At 72.1% G+C, this 17,028-nt stretch carries 17 protein-coding genes; 11 read left to right on the top strand and 6 right to left on the bottom strand.

Annotation, left to right across the window (positions count from 1 at the left end; genetic code table 11):
• The first annotated feature begins 74 nt into the window (after window positions 1-74).
• The 4 genes from pheS to ACIQM3_RS31020 all read left to right on the top strand — a co-directional run bounded on the left by pheS (window position 75) and on the right by ACIQM3_RS31020 (window position 6,026).
• The gene (gene pheS / locus ACIQM3_RS31005; RefSeq protein ID WP_033304472.1) at window positions 75-1,202 is read left to right on the top strand and encodes a phenylalanine--tRNA ligase subunit alpha; all 1,128 of its coding nucleotides are present in this window, start codon (window positions 75-77) and stop codon (window positions 1,200-1,202) included.
• Window positions 1,202-3,712: a phenylalanine--tRNA ligase subunit beta gene (gene pheT, locus ACIQM3_RS31010; protein WP_401630218.1), complete on the top strand. Its 2,511-nt coding sequence runs from the start codon at window positions 1,202-1,204 to the stop codon at window positions 3,710-3,712. Before pheS ends, pheT begins: the two co-directional genes overlap by 1 nt.
• A 358-nt stretch (window positions 3,713-4,070) precedes the next feature.
• On the top strand, window positions 4,071-5,408 hold the full coding sequence (locus tag ACIQM3_RS31015; protein ID WP_401630219.1) for a transcriptional regulator: 1,338 nt from the start codon (window positions 4,071-4,073) through the stop codon (window positions 5,406-5,408).
• Between the two features lie 87 nt (window positions 5,409-5,495).
• On the top strand, window positions 5,496-6,026 hold the full coding sequence (locus ACIQM3_RS31020; protein ID WP_401630221.1) for an NUDIX domain-containing protein: 531 nt from the start codon (window positions 5,496-5,498) through the stop codon (window positions 6,024-6,026).
• A 66-nt stretch (window positions 6,027-6,092) separates the two neighbouring features.
• On the opposite strand, the gene ACIQM3_RS31025 is transcribed toward ACIQM3_RS31020, so the two are convergent.
• Entirely contained in the window at window positions 6,093-6,953 is an 861-nt protein-coding gene (locus tag ACIQM3_RS31025) for a 3-hydroxybutyryl-CoA dehydrogenase (RefSeq protein ID WP_401630222.1), read from the bottom strand.
• Window positions 6,954-7,149: 196 nt separating this feature from the next.
• Between ACIQM3_RS31025 and ACIQM3_RS31030 the strand changes: the two genes are divergently transcribed.
• Window positions 7,150-8,412, top strand: a complete 1,263-nt coding sequence (locus ACIQM3_RS31030; RefSeq protein ID WP_401630224.1) for a glycoside hydrolase family 10 protein — start codon at window positions 7,150-7,152, stop codon at window positions 8,410-8,412.
• A 79-nt stretch (window positions 8,413-8,491) separates the two neighbouring features.
• Here the strand turns inward: ACIQM3_RS31030 and ACIQM3_RS31035 are convergent, their stop codons facing one another.
• Both ACIQM3_RS31035 and ACIQM3_RS31040 read right to left on the bottom strand, forming a co-directional pair.
• Window positions 8,492-8,695: a DUF1918 domain-containing protein gene (locus ACIQM3_RS31035; RefSeq protein ID WP_401630226.1), complete on the bottom strand. Its 204-nt coding sequence runs from the start codon at window positions 8,693-8,695 to the stop codon at window positions 8,492-8,494.
• 42 nt (window positions 8,696-8,737) lie between these two features.
• A complete protein-coding gene (locus tag ACIQM3_RS31040) occupies window positions 8,738-9,709 on the bottom strand; it encodes a DMT family transporter (protein WP_401630227.1) in 972 nt (323 codons plus the stop codon).
• Here ACIQM3_RS31040 and ACIQM3_RS31045 point away from each other — a divergent pair.
• The 4 genes from ACIQM3_RS31045 to ACIQM3_RS31060 all read left to right on the top strand — a co-directional run bounded on the left by ACIQM3_RS31045 (window position 9,708) and on the right by ACIQM3_RS31060 (window position 13,496).
• On the top strand, window positions 9,708-11,168 hold the full coding sequence (locus ACIQM3_RS31045; RefSeq protein ID WP_401630229.1) for a PLP-dependent aminotransferase family protein: 1,461 nt from the start codon (window positions 9,708-9,710) through the stop codon (window positions 11,166-11,168). The genes ACIQM3_RS31040 and ACIQM3_RS31045 overlap by 2 nt on opposite strands.
• On the top strand, window positions 11,165-11,602 hold the full coding sequence (locus ACIQM3_RS31050) for a GNAT family N-acetyltransferase (RefSeq protein ID WP_401630231.1): 438 nt from the start codon (window positions 11,165-11,167) through the stop codon (window positions 11,600-11,602). The genes ACIQM3_RS31045 and ACIQM3_RS31050 overlap by 4 nt, the downstream gene beginning before the upstream one ends.
• A gap of 70 nt (window positions 11,603-11,672) precedes the next feature.
• Window positions 11,673-12,248, top strand: a complete 576-nt coding sequence (locus ACIQM3_RS31055; RefSeq protein WP_401630233.1) for a histidine phosphatase family protein — start codon at window positions 11,673-11,675, stop codon at window positions 12,246-12,248.
• Window positions 12,249-12,344: 96 nt separating this feature from the next.
• Window positions 12,345-13,496: a serine hydrolase domain-containing protein gene (locus ACIQM3_RS31060; RefSeq protein WP_401630235.1), complete on the top strand. Its 1,152-nt coding sequence runs from the start codon at window positions 12,345-12,347 to the stop codon at window positions 13,494-13,496.
• A gap of 393 nt (window positions 13,497-13,889) precedes the next feature.
• Here ACIQM3_RS31060 and ACIQM3_RS31065 read toward each other — a convergent pair whose 3' ends face one another.
• Window positions 13,890-14,669 (bottom strand): LysR family substrate-binding domain-containing protein, encoded by a 780-nt coding sequence (locus tag ACIQM3_RS31065; RefSeq protein WP_401630237.1) that lies wholly within the window; start codon window positions 14,667-14,669, stop codon window positions 13,890-13,892.
• Window positions 14,670-14,727: 58 nt separating this feature from the next.
• On the opposite strand from ACIQM3_RS31065, the gene ACIQM3_RS31070 reads away from it, so the two are divergent.
• Both ACIQM3_RS31070 and ACIQM3_RS31075 read left to right on the top strand, forming a co-directional pair.
• Complete coding sequence (locus tag ACIQM3_RS31070) at window positions 14,728-15,129, top strand: DUF5997 family protein (RefSeq protein ID WP_401630239.1); 402 nt, start codon at window positions 14,728-14,730, stop codon at window positions 15,127-15,129.
• 59 nt (window positions 15,130-15,188) lie between these two features.
• The gene (locus tag ACIQM3_RS31075; RefSeq protein ID WP_401630241.1) at window positions 15,189-15,470 is read left to right on the top strand and encodes a hypothetical protein; all 282 of its coding nucleotides are present in this window, start codon (window positions 15,189-15,191) and stop codon (window positions 15,468-15,470) included.
• A 7-nt stretch (window positions 15,471-15,477) separates the two neighbouring features.
• On the opposite strand, the gene ACIQM3_RS31080 is transcribed toward ACIQM3_RS31075, so the two are convergent.
• Window positions 15,478-16,110: an SRPBCC family protein gene (locus tag ACIQM3_RS31080; RefSeq protein ID WP_401630243.1), complete on the bottom strand. Its 633-nt coding sequence runs from the start codon at window positions 16,108-16,110 to the stop codon at window positions 15,478-15,480.
• 175 nt (window positions 16,111-16,285) lie between these two features.
• Window positions 16,286-16,891 carry a dihydrofolate reductase family protein gene (locus tag ACIQM3_RS31085; protein WP_401630245.1) on the bottom strand — a complete coding sequence of 202 codons (606 nt, stop codon included), beginning with the start codon at window positions 16,889-16,891 and terminating at the stop codon, window positions 16,286-16,288.
• Between the last annotated feature and the right edge of the window lie 137 nt (window positions 16,892-17,028).

The following is a 17,028-nucleotide window of genomic DNA, read 5'->3' on the forward strand; positions in this document are numbered from 1 at the left end:
CTCGACTTTTGGCACCTTTGCGTCCTCAGTCGTCGAGCCAGGTCGCCACCAGCCAATCGGAAGCACGGGAAGAGATGTCGGCACCGAACAAGTCGTACGACCCAGTCGAGGTCGAGGCACTGAAACCGGAAGAGATCGAGCGCATGCGGGACGAGGCGTTCGCCGCCTTCGCCGCCGCGGGCGACCTCGACGCGCTCGCCCAGGCGAAGACCGCGCACACCGGTGGTACCTCGCCCCTGTCGCTCGCCAACCGCGAGATCGGCGCCCTGCCGCCGCAGGCCAAGGCCGAGGCGGGCAAGCGCGTGGGCCAGGCCCGCGGCGCCGTGTCCAAGGCGCTGGCCGCCCGCCAGGCCGAGCTGGAGGCCGAGCGTGACGCCCGGGTGCTGGTCGAGGAGGCGGTGGACGTCACCCTGCCCTACGACCGCACCCCGGCCGGTGCGCGCCACCCTCTGACGACCATCATGGAGCGCGTCGCCGACGTCTTCGTCGCCATGGGCTACGAGATCGCCGAGGGCCCCGAGGTCGAGGCGGAGTGGTTCAACTTCGACGCCCTGAACTTCGTGCCGGACCACCCGGCGCGGCAGATGCAGGACACCTTCTTCGTCCAGGGCGCCGACGGCGCCAAGGGTGACGAGTCCGGTGTCGTGCTGCGGACGCACACCTCGCCCGTACAGGCCCGCTCGCTGCTCAGCCGTAAGCCCCCCGTCTACGTGGTCTGCCCCGGCCGGGTCTACCGCACCGACGAGCTCGACGCCACGCACACCCCGGTCTTCCACCAGATCGAGCTGCTCGCCGTCGACGAGGGCCTCACCATGGCCGACCTCAAGGGCACCCTCGACCACATGGTCCAGGCGCTCTTCGGCCCGGACATGAAGACCCGGCTGCGGCCGAACTTCTTCCCGTTCACCGAGCCGTCCGCCGAGATGGACATGGTCTGCTACGTCTGCCGCGGCGAGTCCGTCGGCAACCCGGACCGCCCCTGCCGCACCTGCGGCAGCGAGGGCTGGATCGAGCTCGGCGGCTGCGGCATGGTCAACCCCAAGGTGCTCGTCGCCTGTGGCGTCGACCCCGAGAAGTACAGCGGATTCGCCTTCGGGTTCGGCATCGAGCGGATGCTGATGTTCCGCCACAACGTAGAGGACATGCGAGACATGGTCGAGGGTGACGTCCGGTTCACCCGGCCGTTCGGGATGGAGATCTGATGCGCGTCCCGCTTTCCTGGCTGCGGGAATACGTCGACCTGCCGGCGACCGAGACCGGCCGTGACGTACAGGCCAAGCTCGTCACCGTCGGGCTCGAGGTCGAGACCGTGGAGCAGACCGGCGCCGGGCTCAAGGGCCCGCTGGTCGTCGGACAGGTCCTGACCATCGAGGAGCTGGAGGGCTTCAAGAAGCCCATCCGCTTCTGCACCGTCGACGTCGGCACCGCCAACGGCACCGGGGAGCCGCAGGAGATCGTCTGCGGCGCCCGTAACTTCTCCGTCGGCGACAAGGTCGTCGTGGTCCTCCCGGGCGCCGTGCTGCCCGGTGACTTCGCGATCGCCGCGCGCAAGACGTACGGCAAGACCTCGCACGGCATGATCTGCTCCACCGACGAGCTCGGCATGGGCGACGACGGCACGCACGGCATCATCGTGCTGCCGCCGGAGTTCGAGCCCGGCACCGACGCGATCGAGCTCCTCGAGCTCGTCGACGAGGTCCTCGACATCGCCGTCACGCCGGACCGGGGCTACTGCCTCTCGATGCGCGGCGTCGCCCGTGAGACCGCCATCGCGTACGGGCTCCCGCTGCGCGACCCGGCGCTCCTGGACGTGCCCCCGCCCAACGCGCACGGCTACCCGGTGAAGGTGTCCGACCCGTTCGGCTGCAGCAACTTCACCGCGCGTACGGTTACCGGCCTGCGGCCCGAGGCGCGCTCCCCGATCTGGATGCAGCGCAGGCTGCAGAAGGCCGGGATGCGCACCGTCTCGCTGGCCGTCGACATCACCAACTACGTGATGCTCGAGCTCGGCCAGCCGCTGCACGCCTACGACCGCACCCGCGTCGCGGGGACGATCGGGGTGCGCCGCGCGGAGCAGGGCGAGAAGCTCACCACGCTCGACGGCGCCAAGCGTGTCCTGGACGCCCAGGACCTGGTCATCACCGACGACCGCGGGCCGATCGGCCTCGCGGGCGTCATGGGCGGTGCCGACACGGAGATCGCGGACTCGGCCGAGGAGGCCGGGACCACCGAGGTCGTCATCGAGGCGGCGCACTTCGACGCGATCGCCATCGCCCGGACCGCACGTCGCCACAAGCTGAGCTCCGAGGCGTCCAAGCGCTTCGAGCGCGGGGTCGACCCGCAGGCCGCCGCCGCTGCCGCGCAGCGCACGGTCGACCTGCTGGTCCTCCTCGCGGGCGGTACGGCCGAGGCCGGCGTCACGGAGATCACCGCCCCGTCCGCCCCCCGCACCATCGCCATGCCGGCGAACCACCCGGACCGGGTGGCCGGTGTCGCGTACGGCCGCGAGACCGTCGTACGCCGTCTCCAGCAGGTCGGCTGCGACGTCTACGGTCAGGACGAGCTGATCGTCACGGTGCCGTCGTGGCGCCCCGACCTCGCCGAGCCGAACGACCTGGCCGAAGAGGTCATCCGGCTGGAGGGGTACGAGAACCTTCCGTCGACCCTGCCGACGCCTCCCTCCGGACGCGGGCTCACCGACCGCCAGCGGCTGCACCGCCGCGTCGGCCGTGCCCTCGCGGGCGCCGGTTACGTCGAGGCGCTGAGCTACCCGTTCATCGGCGACGCCGTCCTCGACCAGCTCGGCCTGGAGAAGGACGACGCCCGCCGCCGTACGGTCACCCTCGTCAACCCGCTCTCCGACGAGGAGCCCGCGCTGCGCACGACGCTGCTGCCGGGCCTGCTCGGCGCACTGCGGCGCAACGACGGCCGCGGCAGCCACGACCTGGCGCTCTTCGAGACCGGGCTGGTCTTCAGGCCGACCGGCGAGGAGACCAAGGCCGTCCGTCTGCCCGTCGACCGCCGGCCCACCGACGAGGAGATCGCCGGACTGGACGCGGCGCTCCCGCGTCAGCCGCGCCGTGCCGCCGTCGTCCTCGCGGGCGCCCGCGAGCAGGCCGGCTGGTGGGGCAAGGGCCGCCCCGCCGACTGGGCGGACTCCGTCGAGGCGGCGCGCTCCATCGCCCGTGAGGCGGGCGTCGAGGTGACGGTCCGCGCCGACCGGCACGCACCGTGGCACCCCGGCCGCTGCGCCGCGCTGTACGTCACGGTCGACGGCGAGGAGACCCTCTTCGGACACGCGGGCGAACTGCACCCGCGCGTCATCAAGGAGCTCCACCTGCCCGAGCGGACCTGTGCCATGGAGGTCGAGCTCGACGTCCTGGAGCAGGCGGTCGACGGTGCGCTCCAGGCGCCCCGCATCTCCACCTTCCCGGTGGCGACCCAGGACGTCGCGCTCGTCGTCGCCTCGGACGTGCCCGCCGACGCGGTGGAGAAGGCCCTGCGCGAAGGCGCCGGCGGTCTGCTCGAATCGCTGCGGCTGTTCGACGTCTTCACCGGCGAGCAGATCGGTGAGGGCAACAAGTCCCTGGCGTACGCGCTGCGGTTCCGTGCCCCGGACCGCACGCTGACCGTGGAGGAGGCCTCCGCGGCCCGCGACACCGCGGTCGCCCTGGCCACCGAGCGCACCGGCGCGGTGCTGCGCGGCGCGTAGGCGTACCGGAGTCGAGAAGGGGCGTATCCGGCCACCGGATACGCCCCTTCTGTGCTCGCCGGACGGCCCGGGGACCGCACACGGGCCTCCTGTCGTCGGGGCAGTGGGCTGTGCGGTCCGGCGCCGCCCGCCCTGCCACGGAGTGTCGGGCAGGCCGGCAGAACGAACGGCGCGGGGGCGGGTCGTCGAACTGTTACGAGGGGGAGCCGACGACCCGGCCGCCTCTTGCGAGGAGCTCATTCAACCGAGCGGCGCCCCGGCGCGGCAGAGCGCACAGCAGGATGGTTCGGGCATTCCGTTCACACCCCGTGTGAATCGTGCTCCACTAGGCTCATTGCGACGCGCACATGGGGGGGCAATGGAGCCCAACGTCCTGCTCGAATCCCTGATCGATGAGGCGGGTGTGTCCCGCGCCGGGCTCGCCGGTCATGTCAACCAGGCCGGCCGCGCCCGCGGGCTGTGCCTGCGCTACGAGCACACGGCGGTCGCCCGCTGGCTCAAGGGCCAGCGCCCCCGCGGGCAGGTCCCCGACCTGATCTGCGAAGTGCTGGCCGGCCGGCTGGGCCGGCCCGTCACGCTCGACGACATCGGCATGGGGGTCTCCGGCGTCAACACGGCGGCCCGCGCCGGCCTGTCCGGGTTCGTCGAGCACGCGACGGCCCTGTGGCGCTCCGACGAACAGCAGCGTCCCCACCTGACCACCGCCCCCGCCGTCACGGGCACGACAGCCGTGATGCCGGTCTGGGAGTGGGAGAACCCGCCCGAGGACACCGATGTCTCACGCCCCGGGCCGTCCCGCGTGAGCATGGCGGACATAGCGATGCTCCGCGCGGCCCGGGCGCACTACGAACAGATGTACCGAAAGGCGGGCGGCATCGCGACCAGGTCCCGCATCGTCGGCTTCCTCAACGCCGAGACCGCGCCGCTGCTGCGCGGCGGGTACAGCGACGCCATGGGCCGTCAGCTCCACCGCGCGACCGCAGGACTGGTGGCCGTCGCCGGCATCTGCGCCTACGACTCCGACGCCCATGGACTCGCCCAGCGCTACTTCCACCAGGCACTGCGCCTGGCCAAGGCCAGCGGGGACATCGGGCTCGGCGGCTATGTGATCGCGCTGCTCGTCAACCAGTCGCTGTACCTGGCCGAATTCCGCCGGTCCGTGGCCTTCGCCGAGGCCGCACTGCGCGCGGCGGGGTCGCACATCACCCCGGCGCTCGCCACCGATCTGCACGCGATGCAGGCCAAGGCCTACGCCCAGCTCGGCGACCACCGCAGCGCCCTGGAGTGCATCCGCCGGGCCGAGGCCGAGTCCGGCCGCATCCGCAGCGGAGGCGAGCCGGACGAGACGGGGTACGTCCAGCCGGGCCTCGTCAACGTCCAGGTGGCGGAGGCGCTCCTGTGCCTGGGGGATCTGGCAGGTGCCCGGGAGCACGCGGCGGCCGCCGTACGCTCCCCGGCGCACGACCGGGGGACCGTGCACCGGCTCGCCATGCTGACGCATCTCGAACTGCTCCAGGGCGAGGCGGACAAGGCGGCCTGCACCGCCTCGGAAATGGCGGAACGCGCCCGCGGCATGGAGTCCCAGCGGCTCCGGGACCGGCTCCGCTCCGTACGGAAACATCTGACCGCGAGCGGCAGCGCTGACGCCGCGGCGGCGGCCGGCCTCATCGACGGGGCGCTGCGCGTGCCCCTGTGAGCCTCGTCCCGGGAGCCTCCACACGTTCCCCTGCGGGGCGGACCCTGCTCCGATATTGCCATCGACCAGTCGGAAGGTGGCAGAACTGTGCAGTGGACGAACTTGAACGAACGAACTGTGTACGAGAACCGCTGGTTCCGGGTCAATCTGGCGGATGTCGTTCTCCCCGACGGCCGCCATCTCGACCACTTCCTCATCCGCCTCCGGGCCGTGGCCGCGGCGACCGTCGTCAACGAGGCCAATGAGGTCCTGCTCCTGTGGCGGCACCGGTTCATCACCGACAGCTGGGGCTGGGAGCTGGCCGCGGGTGTGGTCGAGGACGGCGAGGACATCGCCGCCGCGGCGGCACGGGAGATGGAGGAGGAGACCGGCTGGCGCCCCGGCGAGCTGCAACCGCTGATGACCGTGGAACCGGCCAACGGCCTCGTCGACGCCCGGCACCATCTCTTCTGGTCCCGGGAGGCGACGTACACCGGTCATCCGGCGGACGACTTCGAGTCCTCACGCCGCGAGTGGGTCCCGCTCAAGCTCGTGCCGGACATGGTCGCCCGCGGTGAGATACCGGCGGCCAACATGGCGGCCGGTCTGCTGATGCTCCATCACATGCGGCTGGGCTGACGCCACATGACGAAGCGGCGGGTGGTCCGGAAGGGCCCGGGCCACCCGCCGCTCCCACGAGGCGATTCACTCGTAGGGGTAGAACCCCGAGCCCGTCTTGCGGCCGAGCCGGCCCGCGTCGACCATGCGCTGGAGCAGCGGGGGAGCGGCGTACAGCGGCTCCTTGTACTCCGCGTACATCGAGTCGGCGACCGAGGCCACGGTGTCCAGGCCGATCAGGTCGGCGAGCTTGAGCGGCCCCATCGGGTGGGCGCAGCCCATCTCCATGCCGTTGTCGATGTCCTCGCGGCTGGCGATGCCCGACTCGAACATCCGGATCGCCGAGAGCAGATACGGGATCAGCAGGGCGTTGACGACGAAGCCCGACCGGTCCTGGGCGCGGATCGCGTGCTTGTCCAGCACGGTCTCCACGACGGCTTCCGCACGCTTTATGGTCTCGTCGGACGTCGTCAGCGCGGGGATCAGCTCGACGAGCCGCTGCACCGGGGCCGGGTTGAAGAAGTGGATGCCGATGACCTGGTCCGGCCGGGAGGTCGCCACGGCCAGCTTCACCAGCGGGATCGAGGAGGTGTTCGAGGCAAGGATCGCGTCCGGACGCGTCACCACCTGGTCGAGCACCTGGAAGATCTCCGTCTTGACCTGCTCGTTCTCGACGACGGCCTCGATCACGAGATCGCGGTCCGCGAATTCGCCGAGGTCCGTGGTGAAGCTGAGACGGGCGAGGGTCTCGTCGCGCTCCTCCGCGGTGATCTTGCCGCGTTCGGCGGCCTTGGAGAGGGAGTTGTGGAGCCGGGTGCGCCCTATCTCCAGGGCCTCACCGGTGGTCTCGGCCACCTTGACCTCGAGGCCGCTGCGAGCGCACACCTCCGCGATGCCTGCGCCCATCTGGCCACAGCCCACCACTCCGACGCGTGCAATGTCGGCCATAGAGTCCGTCACCTCGTGCCTTTCGCTGATCTTCGTGCGGCAGTCCCGTTTGATTCCGGTGCCCGCCTCGACCCCACGACGTTACTCCGCGATCCGCCTCCGGTGAGCTGCGGGTCCTGCGGTCCGTGAGCGGGCATGATCTGTGTCACGCACTGCCGACGTGACACACGGGAACAGAGAGACGAAAGGTACACAGATGCCTCGTATGGGCCGCAGGTCATTGGTGATGGGAGCGGTCGGCACGGCGGCCGCGCTGATGACAGGGGGTGATGCCGCCGCCGCGCGCGGACCCGGATCTCCCCGGCACGGAGGCCGGGGGCGCAGGGCGGGCGAGGGAGAGCTGCGCGGTGTGTGGATCGCCACGGTGGCCAACCTGGACTGGCCCTCGGCGCCGGGTCTGAGCGCCGCGGCCCAAAAGGCCGAGCTGATCGCCCACCTGGACCGAGCGGTCGCACTGCGGCTGAACGCCGTGGTCCTCCAGGTCCGGCCGAGCGCCGACGCCCTGTGGCCCTCGTCGTACGAGCCGTGGGCCCAGTGCCTCACCGGTGTCCAGGGCAAGGACCCCGGCTGGGACCCGCTGGGCACGGCGGTGCGCGAGGCGCACGCCCGCGGTCTGGAGCTGCACGCGTGGTTCAACCCGTACCGCGTCGCGAACCACACGGACCCCTCCCGTCTCGTCGCGTCCCACCCCGCACGGCTCCACCCGGACTGGGTCCTGCCGTACGGCGGGAAGCTCTACTACAACCCGGGGCTGCCCGAGGTCAGGGAGTTCGTCCAGGACGCGATGCTCGACGCGGTGAGCCGCTACGCCGTCGACGCGGTGCATTGGGACGACTACTTCTACCCCTACCCGGTGGCCGGCCAGGTCTTCGACGACGACGCCGCGTACGAGCGGTACGGCGAGGACTTCGCGGACAAGGCGGCCTGGCGCCGCGACAACACGGACCGGCTGGTGCGCGAGACGTCCGAGCGGATCAAGGAGGTCAGGAGCGGCGTCCGGTTCGGGATCAGCCCCTTCGCGGTGTGGCGCAACGCCGCGACCGATCCGCTGGGCTCCGACACCGCGGCCGGCGTGCAGACGTACGACGACCTGCACGCCGACACCCGGAAGTGGGTGAAGGAGGGCTGGATCGACTACATCTGCCCGCAGATCTACTGGAACATCGGCTTCTCCGCCGCCGACTACGCGAAGCTGCTGCCGTGGTGGGCCGAGACGGTCCGCGGCACCGGCGTCGGCCTGTACATCGGGGAGGCGCTCTACAAGGCCGGCGACCCCGCGCAGCCCGCCGCCTGGCAGGACCCCGCCGAGCTCTCCCGGCACCTCGACTTCGCCGCGGGCCATCCGGAGGTGGGCGGCCATGTCTACTTCTCGGCGCGGCAGGTGAAGTCGGACCCCATCGGGGCCATGGCCCGGGTGGTGGCCGACCACTACCAGGTCCGGGCCCGCACACCCCGCTGACCGGAACCTCCGGACTCGCGGACCGCACGGCCCGGACGCGTGGGCCGGGGACCACTCGTGCCCCCGGCCCACGCGCGCTCTAGCGGTCCCGGTCCTTTGGGGCGGTGTGCTGGACGACGCTGTCGGGTCCGGGGGATCTGATCGATTCGTGCCCGTCCTCGAAGCGCAGGCGGTACGGGGGACTGCCCCCGTCGCCGAGCACCTCGACGATCTCTGCGACCCGGTCGTGCTGTCCCACGGTCCTGCCGTGCGTCAGCAGCCGGTCGCCCGTGTGTGCCTCCATCGGGAGTGACCTCCTCACGGGTGGCGGTCCATGTCGACAAGTCTATGTCTCCATGGGTGCGTCGGTTCTGGCGCGGCCCGCCCTGCGGCTCCCCGCACGCTGGGTGACGGCGATGCAGACCAGGACGGCCACCGCAGCCACCGGTGCGGCGGCGGACACCCGCTCGCCGAGGGCGAGGAACGACCAGACCAGGGTGAGCAGGGGCTGCGCCAGCTGGAGCTGGCTGGCCCGCGGGACCCCGATCTCCGCCATCCCCCGGTACCAGACGTACAGCCCGAGGAAGGTCGACCCGGCTGCCACCCAGACCAGCCCGACGACTCCGTGCGTGGTGAGGTGCACCGGTTCGAAGGGCAGTGCCACGGCCGCGCCGGCCACCGCGAGCGGCAGACAGAGGACGAGGGCCCAGCCGATCACCTGCCAGCCCGGCATCACCCCGGCCAGCCTGCCGCCCTCGGTGTATCCCGCCGCGCAGACCAGCAGTGCCCCGAACAGATACAGGTCCCCGCCGGAGAGCATTCCGCCGCTCTGCTGGACCGTGAAGGCGATCACCACGGCCGCGCCGGCCAGTGCCGCGACCCAGAAGGCGCGCGGAGGGCGCGAGCCGGTGCGCAGGGCCGAGAAGAGCGCGGTCGTCAGCGGCAGCAGCCCCACCACGACGGCCGCGTGCGAACTGGTGGAGGTCTGCAGGGCCAGGGAGGTCAGCAGCGGGAATCCCACCACCACGCCGCCCGCGACGACCGCGAGCCCGGCCCAGTGGCGGCGCGCGGGCACCGGCACCCGGCCGGCGAGCAGTGCACATCCCGCGATCAGGGCCGCGAGCACGCTGCGCAGCGCGACGAGGGACCAGGGGCCGAAGCTCTCCAGGCCCCACATGGTCGAGGGGAAGGTCAGCGAGAAGGCGAGGACGCCGAGTCCGGCAAGCACGACGCCGCCTCCGGGGGAGCGGCGTACCAGGGGTGGTTCGACGGCGACCGCTATCGTCGTCTGCCCAGTAGCGCTATTCTGTGCTGTCATGCATGAGCGTAGCAGTGTGGCCGAACTGGTGACTTCCCTCAAGGGTGAGCTTGACCGCTACTCTCATGGTGGGAAGCTGCCGTCCAGCCGGGCACTCGTCGAGCGGTTCAAGGTGAGTCCGGTGACCGTCTCCCGGGCCGTCGCGCAACTCGCCGCCGAAGGTCTGGTCGTCACCCGCCCCGGATCCGGGGCCTTCCGGGCCGAGACCCGCACGGCCGCGCCCGCTCCGGGGGACACCTCCTGGCAGGAGGTCTCGCTGAGCGGGGACAGCGGACCCGAGGTCGTGCCGCGCACCGTCGACGCCTCCGGGGTGCTCGTGACCCTCGCCGCACCGCCGCCCGGCGTCATCGAATTCAACGGCGGTTACCTCCACCCCGGTCTCCAGCCCGAGCGGGCCCTGGCCGCCGCCCTGGCCCGCGCCGGCCGCCGGCCGGGGGCCTGGGGCAGGCCGCCCACCGACGGGCTGGCCGAGCTGCGCGCCTGGTTCGCCCGGGAGATCGGCGCCACGCTCACCGGGGCCGACGTCCTGATCACGGCGGGTGGGCAGAGCGCGCTGGCCACCGCGCTGCGGGCGCTCGCCCCGCCGGGAGCCCCCGTCCTCGTCGAATCACCCACCTACCCGGGCATGCTGGCCGCCGCCCGTGCCACCGGCCTGCGACCGGTACCCGTACCGGTGGATGGCGACGGAGTACGGCCCGACCTGCTGGAAGCGGCGTTCCGGGCCACCGGGGCCAGGGTCTTCGTCTGCCAGCCGCTCTTCCAGAACCCGACGGGCGTGACCCTGGCCCCGGAGCGGCGCGAACGGATCGTGCGGGCCGCCCGGGACGCGGGTGCCTTCGTCGTCGAGGACGACTTCGCCCGCCACCTCGTCCACGCGGACGCCGGCCCGCTGCCCGAGCCACTGGCGGCCCACGACCCGGACGGCGTCGTCGTCCATGTGCGCTCCCTCACCAAGATCACATCCCCCAGCCTCCGCGTCGGCGCGCTGGCCGCCCGTGGCCCCGTCCTGGAACGGCTGCGCGCCATCCAGGTCGTCGACAGCTTCTTCGTGCCCCGCCCGATCCAGGAGGCCGCGCTCGAACTCGTGGGCTCCCCGGCCTGGGAGCGCCATCTCCGTACCGTGGCCGCCGAGCTCGGCAGCCGCCGCACCGCGATGACGGCCGCCGTACGCGGCACGCTGCCCGAACTCGCCCTGACGCACGTGCCGTCGGGCGGTGGCATCATCTGGCTCCGGCTCCCCGGGCCGGGAGCCGAGGAGCCCGCCCTGGTCTCCGCCGCGCTGCGGGCCGGCGTCGCCGTCGCGCCCGGCCGCCCGTACCACTGCGCCGAGCCCCCCGCCGGTCACATCAGGCTGAGCTTCGCGGCCGTTTCGGGCCCGGCCGAGATCGCCGAGGGGATGCGCCGGCTGCGCACGGCCCTCGACGAACTGCCGATGCCTGGCGATAGCCTCCCCGGATGAATGACGACGACAACGCCGAGCAGCGCTACGAGATCTCCGACGACGCCTCGCGGCTGGACGCGGCCCGCATCCACCACTGGCTCTCCACGGACGCCTACTGGGCCCTGGGGCGCACCCGCGAACAGCAGGACCGGGCGATAGCGGGCTCACTCAACTTCGGTGCCTACGACCTCGCTTCGGGCGAGCAGACCGCCTACGCGCGCGTGGTCACCGACCACGCGTCCTTCGCGTGGGTGTGCGACGTGTACGTCGACCGAGCGGCCCGCGGCCACGGGCTCGGCACCCGGCTCGTCACCGCCGTCCGGGACGAGCTGGCCCCGCTGGGGGTGCGCAGGTTCCTCCTCGCCACCAAGGACGCCCACGGGGTGTACGCGAAGCTCGGATTCACCCCGCTCGCCGAACCGGACATGTGGATGTCCCTCCAGGTGGGCTGAGGCACAGACGTTCGCCCTGCGCCGCACCGCCCTCTTGACCGGCGCGGCGCAGGGCCCCACGATCGCGCGCATGAGTGTTCGGGTGTCCCTCGTCGCCGCAGCACGCAGCTCCGCCCTCCTCGCCGAGCGTTTCGACGACGACCGGCCGCTCGACCACGCCGGATGGCGCGAGGTCCACCTCGCCGCCCACACCCTGGTGCGGCTCGGCGCCGCCGAACTGCGCTACTGCTCACCCACCCCGCGCAGCCGCGCCACCGGCGACGCCCTGGGCTTCGCCCCACTCGTCCAGCCCGCGTTGCGCGACTGCGACATGGGCCGCTGGCGGGGGCTGACCCTGTCCGAGGTGGCCGCCCACGACCCGGCCGGTGTCGACGCCTGGCTCGCCGATCCGCGCTCCGCCCCGCACGGTGGCGAATCCCTTCTCGCCTTCATATCCCGCGTGGGGGGCTGGCTCGACACCCGTCCGGTCCGGGAGGGCGCCCTCGTAGCCGTCGCCGAACCCGCCGTCGTCCGCGCGGCCCTGGTGTACGCACTCAACGCCCCGCCGTCGACGTACTGGAACGTCGACGTCCGTCCGCTCGCCACCGTGACGATCACCGGGCTGCCCGGCCGCTGGAGCCTCAGCCTCGAAGCGGTTCCGCGCTGACCGGATCACCTGGTCGAAGGAATGCGGGGTACGGCGTCTTCCCGCCAGTCCGACCAGTCGGTATGGTGCGTGGCACCGAGACGAGGAGAGAGCCCCGTGCCGCAGATCCAAGGCCACTGTGACGACCGGTTCGCCGCGGTACGCGACGCGTTCGCGGCGAACTTCGCCGAGCGCGACGAGCTGGGCGCGGGGGTCACCGTCCTGCTCGACGGACACCCCGTGGTGGACCTCTGGGGCGGCTGGGCCGACGGGGAGCGGACCCGCCCGTGGCAGCGCGACACCGTGGTCAACGTCTGGTCCACGACGAAGGGCCCGACCGCGCTCTGCGCCCACATCCTGGTCGACCGAGGCCTCCTGGACCTGGACGCCCCGGTGGTCGCGTACTGGCCCGAATTCGCCGCCGCCGGCAAGGAGTCCGTGCGCGTACGCCACCTCCTCTCGCACCGCTCCGGGGTCGCCGGACTGCGCGACCCGCACACCCTGGCCGAGCTCTACGACTGGGAGCTGACAACGGCCCGCCTCGCGGCCACCGAGCCCTGGTGGGAGCCGGGCACCCGCTCCGGCTACCACGCGATCTCGTACGGATTCCTCGTCGGCGAGGTCGTCCGCCGGATCACCGGACTGCTGCCCGGGGAGTTCCTGCGGAAGGAGATCACCGGCCCGCTCTCCATCGACTTCACCGTGGGCCTCCCCGAGAAGGACGCCGGCCGGGTCGCCGAGCTCGTCCAGCCGAAGGCCGTGTCCCGCGAACAGGCCGCCCTGTTCGCCACGATGGAGCCGCTCGCCATCGCCTCCCTGCTCAACCCCGGCACGGGCACCGCCGCCGCCAACACCCCCGAGTGGCGCGCCGCCGAGATCCCCGCCGCCAACGGCCACGGCACCGCCCGCGCCGTCGCCTCCCTCTACGGCATCCTGGCCGGACGGGGCAGCCTCGACGGCCGCCGGATCCTCTCCGAGGAGGCGGCCGAGCGGGTCCGCGAGGGCCAGGGCGCCTGCCGGGACCTGGTGCTGGGAGCGGGCTTCGCCCATGAGACGGAGCTCGGTCTCGGCCTCTGGCTGAGCGGCCCGAACGCGTCGTACGGCCCCAACCCGCGCGCCGTCGGCCACGACGGGGCGGGCGGCTCCTGCGGTCTCGCCGACCCGGAGGCCGGGATCGCCCTCGGTTACGTCATGAACCGCATGGGCCCCCACATCGCCGACGACCCGCGCAAGACGGCGCTGGTCGACGCGGTGTACGGCGCACTGTGAGCCGCGGTCGGTAGCCTGCCGGGCGCACCAGCCCCGACTCGTAGAGACCTCCGCGCCAAGGCCGCCGTCACGCCCGTCGAACATCAGGAAGGTGCGCCCCTGGTCCGCCATCGCGGTGGGGGCGGCGGCCCGTCGCCGGTCGCGTACCTGGCCTGAAGCGCGGAGGGCCGCGCCCGACACCGGCAGCGCCACGGACGGACGCGGTGACGAGGGCGGCGAGCAGTGCGCGCCGGACGCGACTGTTCCGTGGGCGGGGCGCCATGGGGAGTCCTTCCGTACCGGGGGGCTCGTTGAATCCGGTACCGAAAATATGGACCGACCCGTGTGGTCGGCGTCCCGTTCGGGAGTGCCCCTGGCGCGTAGCTCCGTAGTACTACGGGTAGGGGGTGCCGCCTACCGCCCGCGGCGGGGCTTCCCGCGCTTGGCGCCGCCCTTGGGGTTCTTCGCGCCGCCGGAGCCGCCCCGGGAGGCCTTGCCCGCCGCCGGTTTGCGCGGGGCGCCGCCGCTCTTCCTGGCGGTCTTCTTCTCTGCGCGCTCGGCCTTGGGCTGCGGCGGCGTCGGGGCCCGGCCCCGGGTGCTGTTGACGGTCCGCCCACGGACGATCCCGATGAACTCCTCCACCAGGTCGGTCGTCTTCTCCTCCGGCCACGACAGGGCGATCCGTGACTCGGGGGCACCCGTCAGCGGCCGGTAGGTGAGGTCCTTGCGGTGGTGCAGCCGGGCCAGCGACTGCGGGACGACCAGCAGCCCCACCCCCGCCGCCACCAGCTCCACGGCGTCCGCGGTCGTGGCGGGCCGCTCGAACGCGGGCCTGCCGGGCGGACGCTCCCAGTCGAACGGGTCGTCGAGGGGGTGCAGCACGATCTCCTCGGCGAGATCCTCGGCCGACATCTCCTCGACGGCCGTCGCGGCGTGGTCCTTGGGGATCACGACCACGGTCGTCTCGGCGTAGAGGGGGATCGCGCTGAGGTCCGTACGGTCGACGGGCAGCCGCACGAAACCGGCGTCCGCGCCGCCCTCGCGCAGCAGAGCGGCGGCCTCGGCGGCGGGCACGCCGACAAGGGTCAGCGGGGTGTCGGGCAGCCGCTCGTTCCAGATCCGCACCCATTTGGTCGGGGTCACGCCCGGGACGTAGGCGAGCCGGAACGCAGGGGGTACTTCCGAGCCTGTCACCCCGCCAGGTTACCGGCCGTGGTCGGAGGCGGCGCACATGGTCGATACCCTGGACACCATGACGTCGCACCAGACCACCCAGACAATGAAGCCCGCCACCGCGGCGAAGAAGCTGGGTGTGTACCTCGAAGCCACCCCCGCCGAGTTCCAGGAGGGCGTCGTCTCGCGCGCCGAGCTGAACGCGCTGCAGACCGACCCGCCGGAGTGGCTGCAGGAGCTGCGCCGCAACGGCCCGCACCCCCGGCCGGTGGTCGCATCGAAGCTGGGCGTCTCCATCGCCGGTCTCGCGCGCGGCGGGGTCACGGAACCCCTCACCACCGAGCAGATCGACGCCCTGAAGCAGGACAGCCCCGAGTGGCTGCAGAAGGAGCGCGCCACCCAGGCCGACGTCCGCAAGGAAGCGGTCCGCATCAAGGAGCGGGACGCGGCCAGGGCTGCCGAGCAGGCCGACCGCGACTGACGTGCCCGCCGCGGGCTCCCGGCTCGTCGCCGCAGTGCGTCGACGGAACGGGTCCCGTCATGGACGCCGCCGCACACACGGAGCTCCTGGACCTTGCGCGGCAGTGGCACGGGACGGGCGCCGAGGCCGGACTCCGGGACCGGACGGGGGCCTCGGAACCCGTCGTGAGGGTCCAGGTCCGGGACGAGAACTACTTCCAGGACTACGAGCAGTTCACCCTCGGCGGTGTCACGGTGCGCGAAGGGCACGGGGAGATCCTCACCGGAGGAATGGCCCGACACCTGGACGGCGTCCGGCGGTACGAGGAGCGCCTACGGGACGGAACCGCACGGGAACTGTGAAGGCGGCCTATTCCCCTGTGTAGAACGCGATCGTCGCCACCGTCGTCGCGGTCACGGTCTCCGGGTCCGCGCCCGAAGCGGCGAACGCGTGTCCCCATTCCTCGCCGGAGCGGGCCACGAAGGCCTTCGCCTCGGGAGAGTTCTGCCACTCCACGGCGTCCTCCGGGCTGATCCCGCCACCCGTGAGGTGCCACCCGAGCCCCAGAAGAGCCAGGTCCCAGCCGATCCCGACCGCGCCCGGGCCGTACTGGCTCCGGAACTCCTCGGGAACGACGGACACGTGCTCCAGCTCGAACACCGTCCGGCTGGAGCCCTCCGGTGTGAGGCGGACCTCGACCTCGCTGAAGGCGGGGTCGGGACCGAACAGCCAGGACACACGCAGCCGCTCCGGGCGTACGCACTCCAGGATCTCGCCGCCGGCGTTCTCCTCCAGCTGGTAACCGCCGCCGACGTGGAAATCACCGGTCACCGGCAGGAACCACCGGGCGATCCGCTCCGGCGAGGTCACCGCGTCCCAGACCTCGTCGCGGCCCGCGTCGAAGGTGCGCCGCAACTGCACGGCGCCCGCCTCCTCGGACCCCACACGGCGTGTGCCGACCTCCCGGTGCACACGGCTGATCTCGTCGACGATCTCGCCCATGGCCGCTCACGTCCTTCCCTGTATCCGCGCTCCGTCGGCCCCGTGGACCATGTAACCGGTGTTCTGCCGCACCCGCCCACCGCGACCGAGCACTTCGGCCGGCCTCCGGGCGTGGATCCTCAGGCGGACTCAGCCGCCCCCACCGGCTTCCCACTTGCGCCGCCGCAGCACGTAGTCACGCAGGGACGCCGAGCGGCGGGTGATCGAGCACGCGGGGCTTGTACTCGACCAGCTGGATGCGGCCGTCGAAGGTGCGGTGCTCGATCATCTCGAGGGCAACGTCCGGATAGCCGTCGTAGATGCGTTCTTCGCCCGTGGCCCCGGTGATCACCGGGAACATCACGACCCGGAAGCGGTCGACGAGCCCGGCTCGTAGCAGGGACCGGCACAGGCTGAGGCTCCCGATCGTGCTGAGGAGCCCCGAGCCGCTCGACTTCATGGCGCGGACCGCCTCGACGGCGTCGTCGCGGACGAGCGTGGAGTTGGCCCACGTCAGTGGCTCCTCGAGTGAGGAGGAGAACACCACCTTGGACGCTTGCGTGAGCCCGTCGACGGACGCCTCTTCCTCCGGCCTGAACTCGTCCTGGCCATTCGGGACCTTGCCTGCGGCGAAGCCCGACATCTGGCGATAGGTGTTCGCTCCCATCAGGTGGGTGGCCTCGGGCTGCTCGCCGAGCCACGCGAGGTACTCCGGGCCCTCGAGGCCCCAGAACCCGGGCCACCCCTCGCTCGACGCATGGCCGTCGAGGGAGGTGATGAAGTCGACGAGAAGCTCCGACATGGCGGTCTCCTTTCCTCAGGTCTCACGAGTTCGGACCGGCCGGGAGCCACAAACTCATCGGCCGCGCTGTGGAGTACGGACATACGGCTCCTGAGCCGCCATGGTCTTTGCATAAAACTGCATAGCTGCGTATAGTC

Source organism: Streptomyces sp. NPDC091271 (genome assembly GCF_044757505.1).
Taxonomy (GTDB): Bacteria; Actinomycetota; Actinomycetes; order Streptomycetales; family Streptomycetaceae; genus Streptomyces.

Coding starts and splice junctions, on each gene's coding strand:
- pheS (WP_033304472.1), top strand. CDS start 75: ATGTCGGCACCGAACAAGTCGTACGACCCAGTCGAGGTCGAGGCACTG.
- pheT (WP_401630218.1), top strand. CDS start 1,202: ATGCGCGTCCCGCTTTCCTGGCTGCGGGAATACGTCGACCTGCCGGCG.
- ACIQM3_RS31015 (WP_401630219.1), top strand. CDS start 4,071: ATGGAGCCCAACGTCCTGCTCGAATCCCTGATCGATGAGGCGGGTGTG.
- ACIQM3_RS31025 (WP_401630222.1), bottom strand. CDS start 6,953: ATGGCCGACATTGCACGCGTCGGAGTGGTGGGCTGTGGCCAGATGGGC.
- ACIQM3_RS31030 (WP_401630224.1), top strand. CDS start 7,150: ATGCCTCGTATGGGCCGCAGGTCATTGGTGATGGGAGCGGTCGGCACG.
- ACIQM3_RS31035 (WP_401630226.1), bottom strand. CDS start 8,695: ATGGAGGCACACACGGGCGACCGGCTGCTGACGCACGGCAGGACCGTG.
- ACIQM3_RS31045 (WP_401630229.1), top strand. CDS start 9,708: ATGCATGAGCGTAGCAGTGTGGCCGAACTGGTGACTTCCCTCAAGGGT.
- ACIQM3_RS31040 (WP_401630227.1), bottom strand. CDS start 9,709: ATGACAGCACAGAATAGCGCTACTGGGCAGACGACGATAGCGGTCGCC.
- ACIQM3_RS31050 (WP_401630231.1), top strand. CDS start 11,165: ATGAATGACGACGACAACGCCGAGCAGCGCTACGAGATCTCCGACGAC.
- ACIQM3_RS31055 (WP_401630233.1), top strand. CDS start 11,673: ATGAGTGTTCGGGTGTCCCTCGTCGCCGCAGCACGCAGCTCCGCCCTC.
- ACIQM3_RS31070 (WP_401630239.1), top strand. CDS start 14,728: ATGACGTCGCACCAGACCACCCAGACAATGAAGCCCGCCACCGCGGCG.
- ACIQM3_RS31075 (WP_401630241.1), top strand. CDS start 15,189: ATGGACGCCGCCGCACACACGGAGCTCCTGGACCTTGCGCGGCAGTGG.
- ACIQM3_RS31080 (WP_401630243.1), bottom strand. CDS start 16,110: ATGGGCGAGATCGTCGACGAGATCAGCCGTGTGCACCGGGAGGTCGGC.
- ACIQM3_RS31085 (WP_401630245.1), bottom strand. CDS start 16,891: ATGTCGGAGCTTCTCGTCGACTTCATCACCTCCCTCGACGGCCATGCG.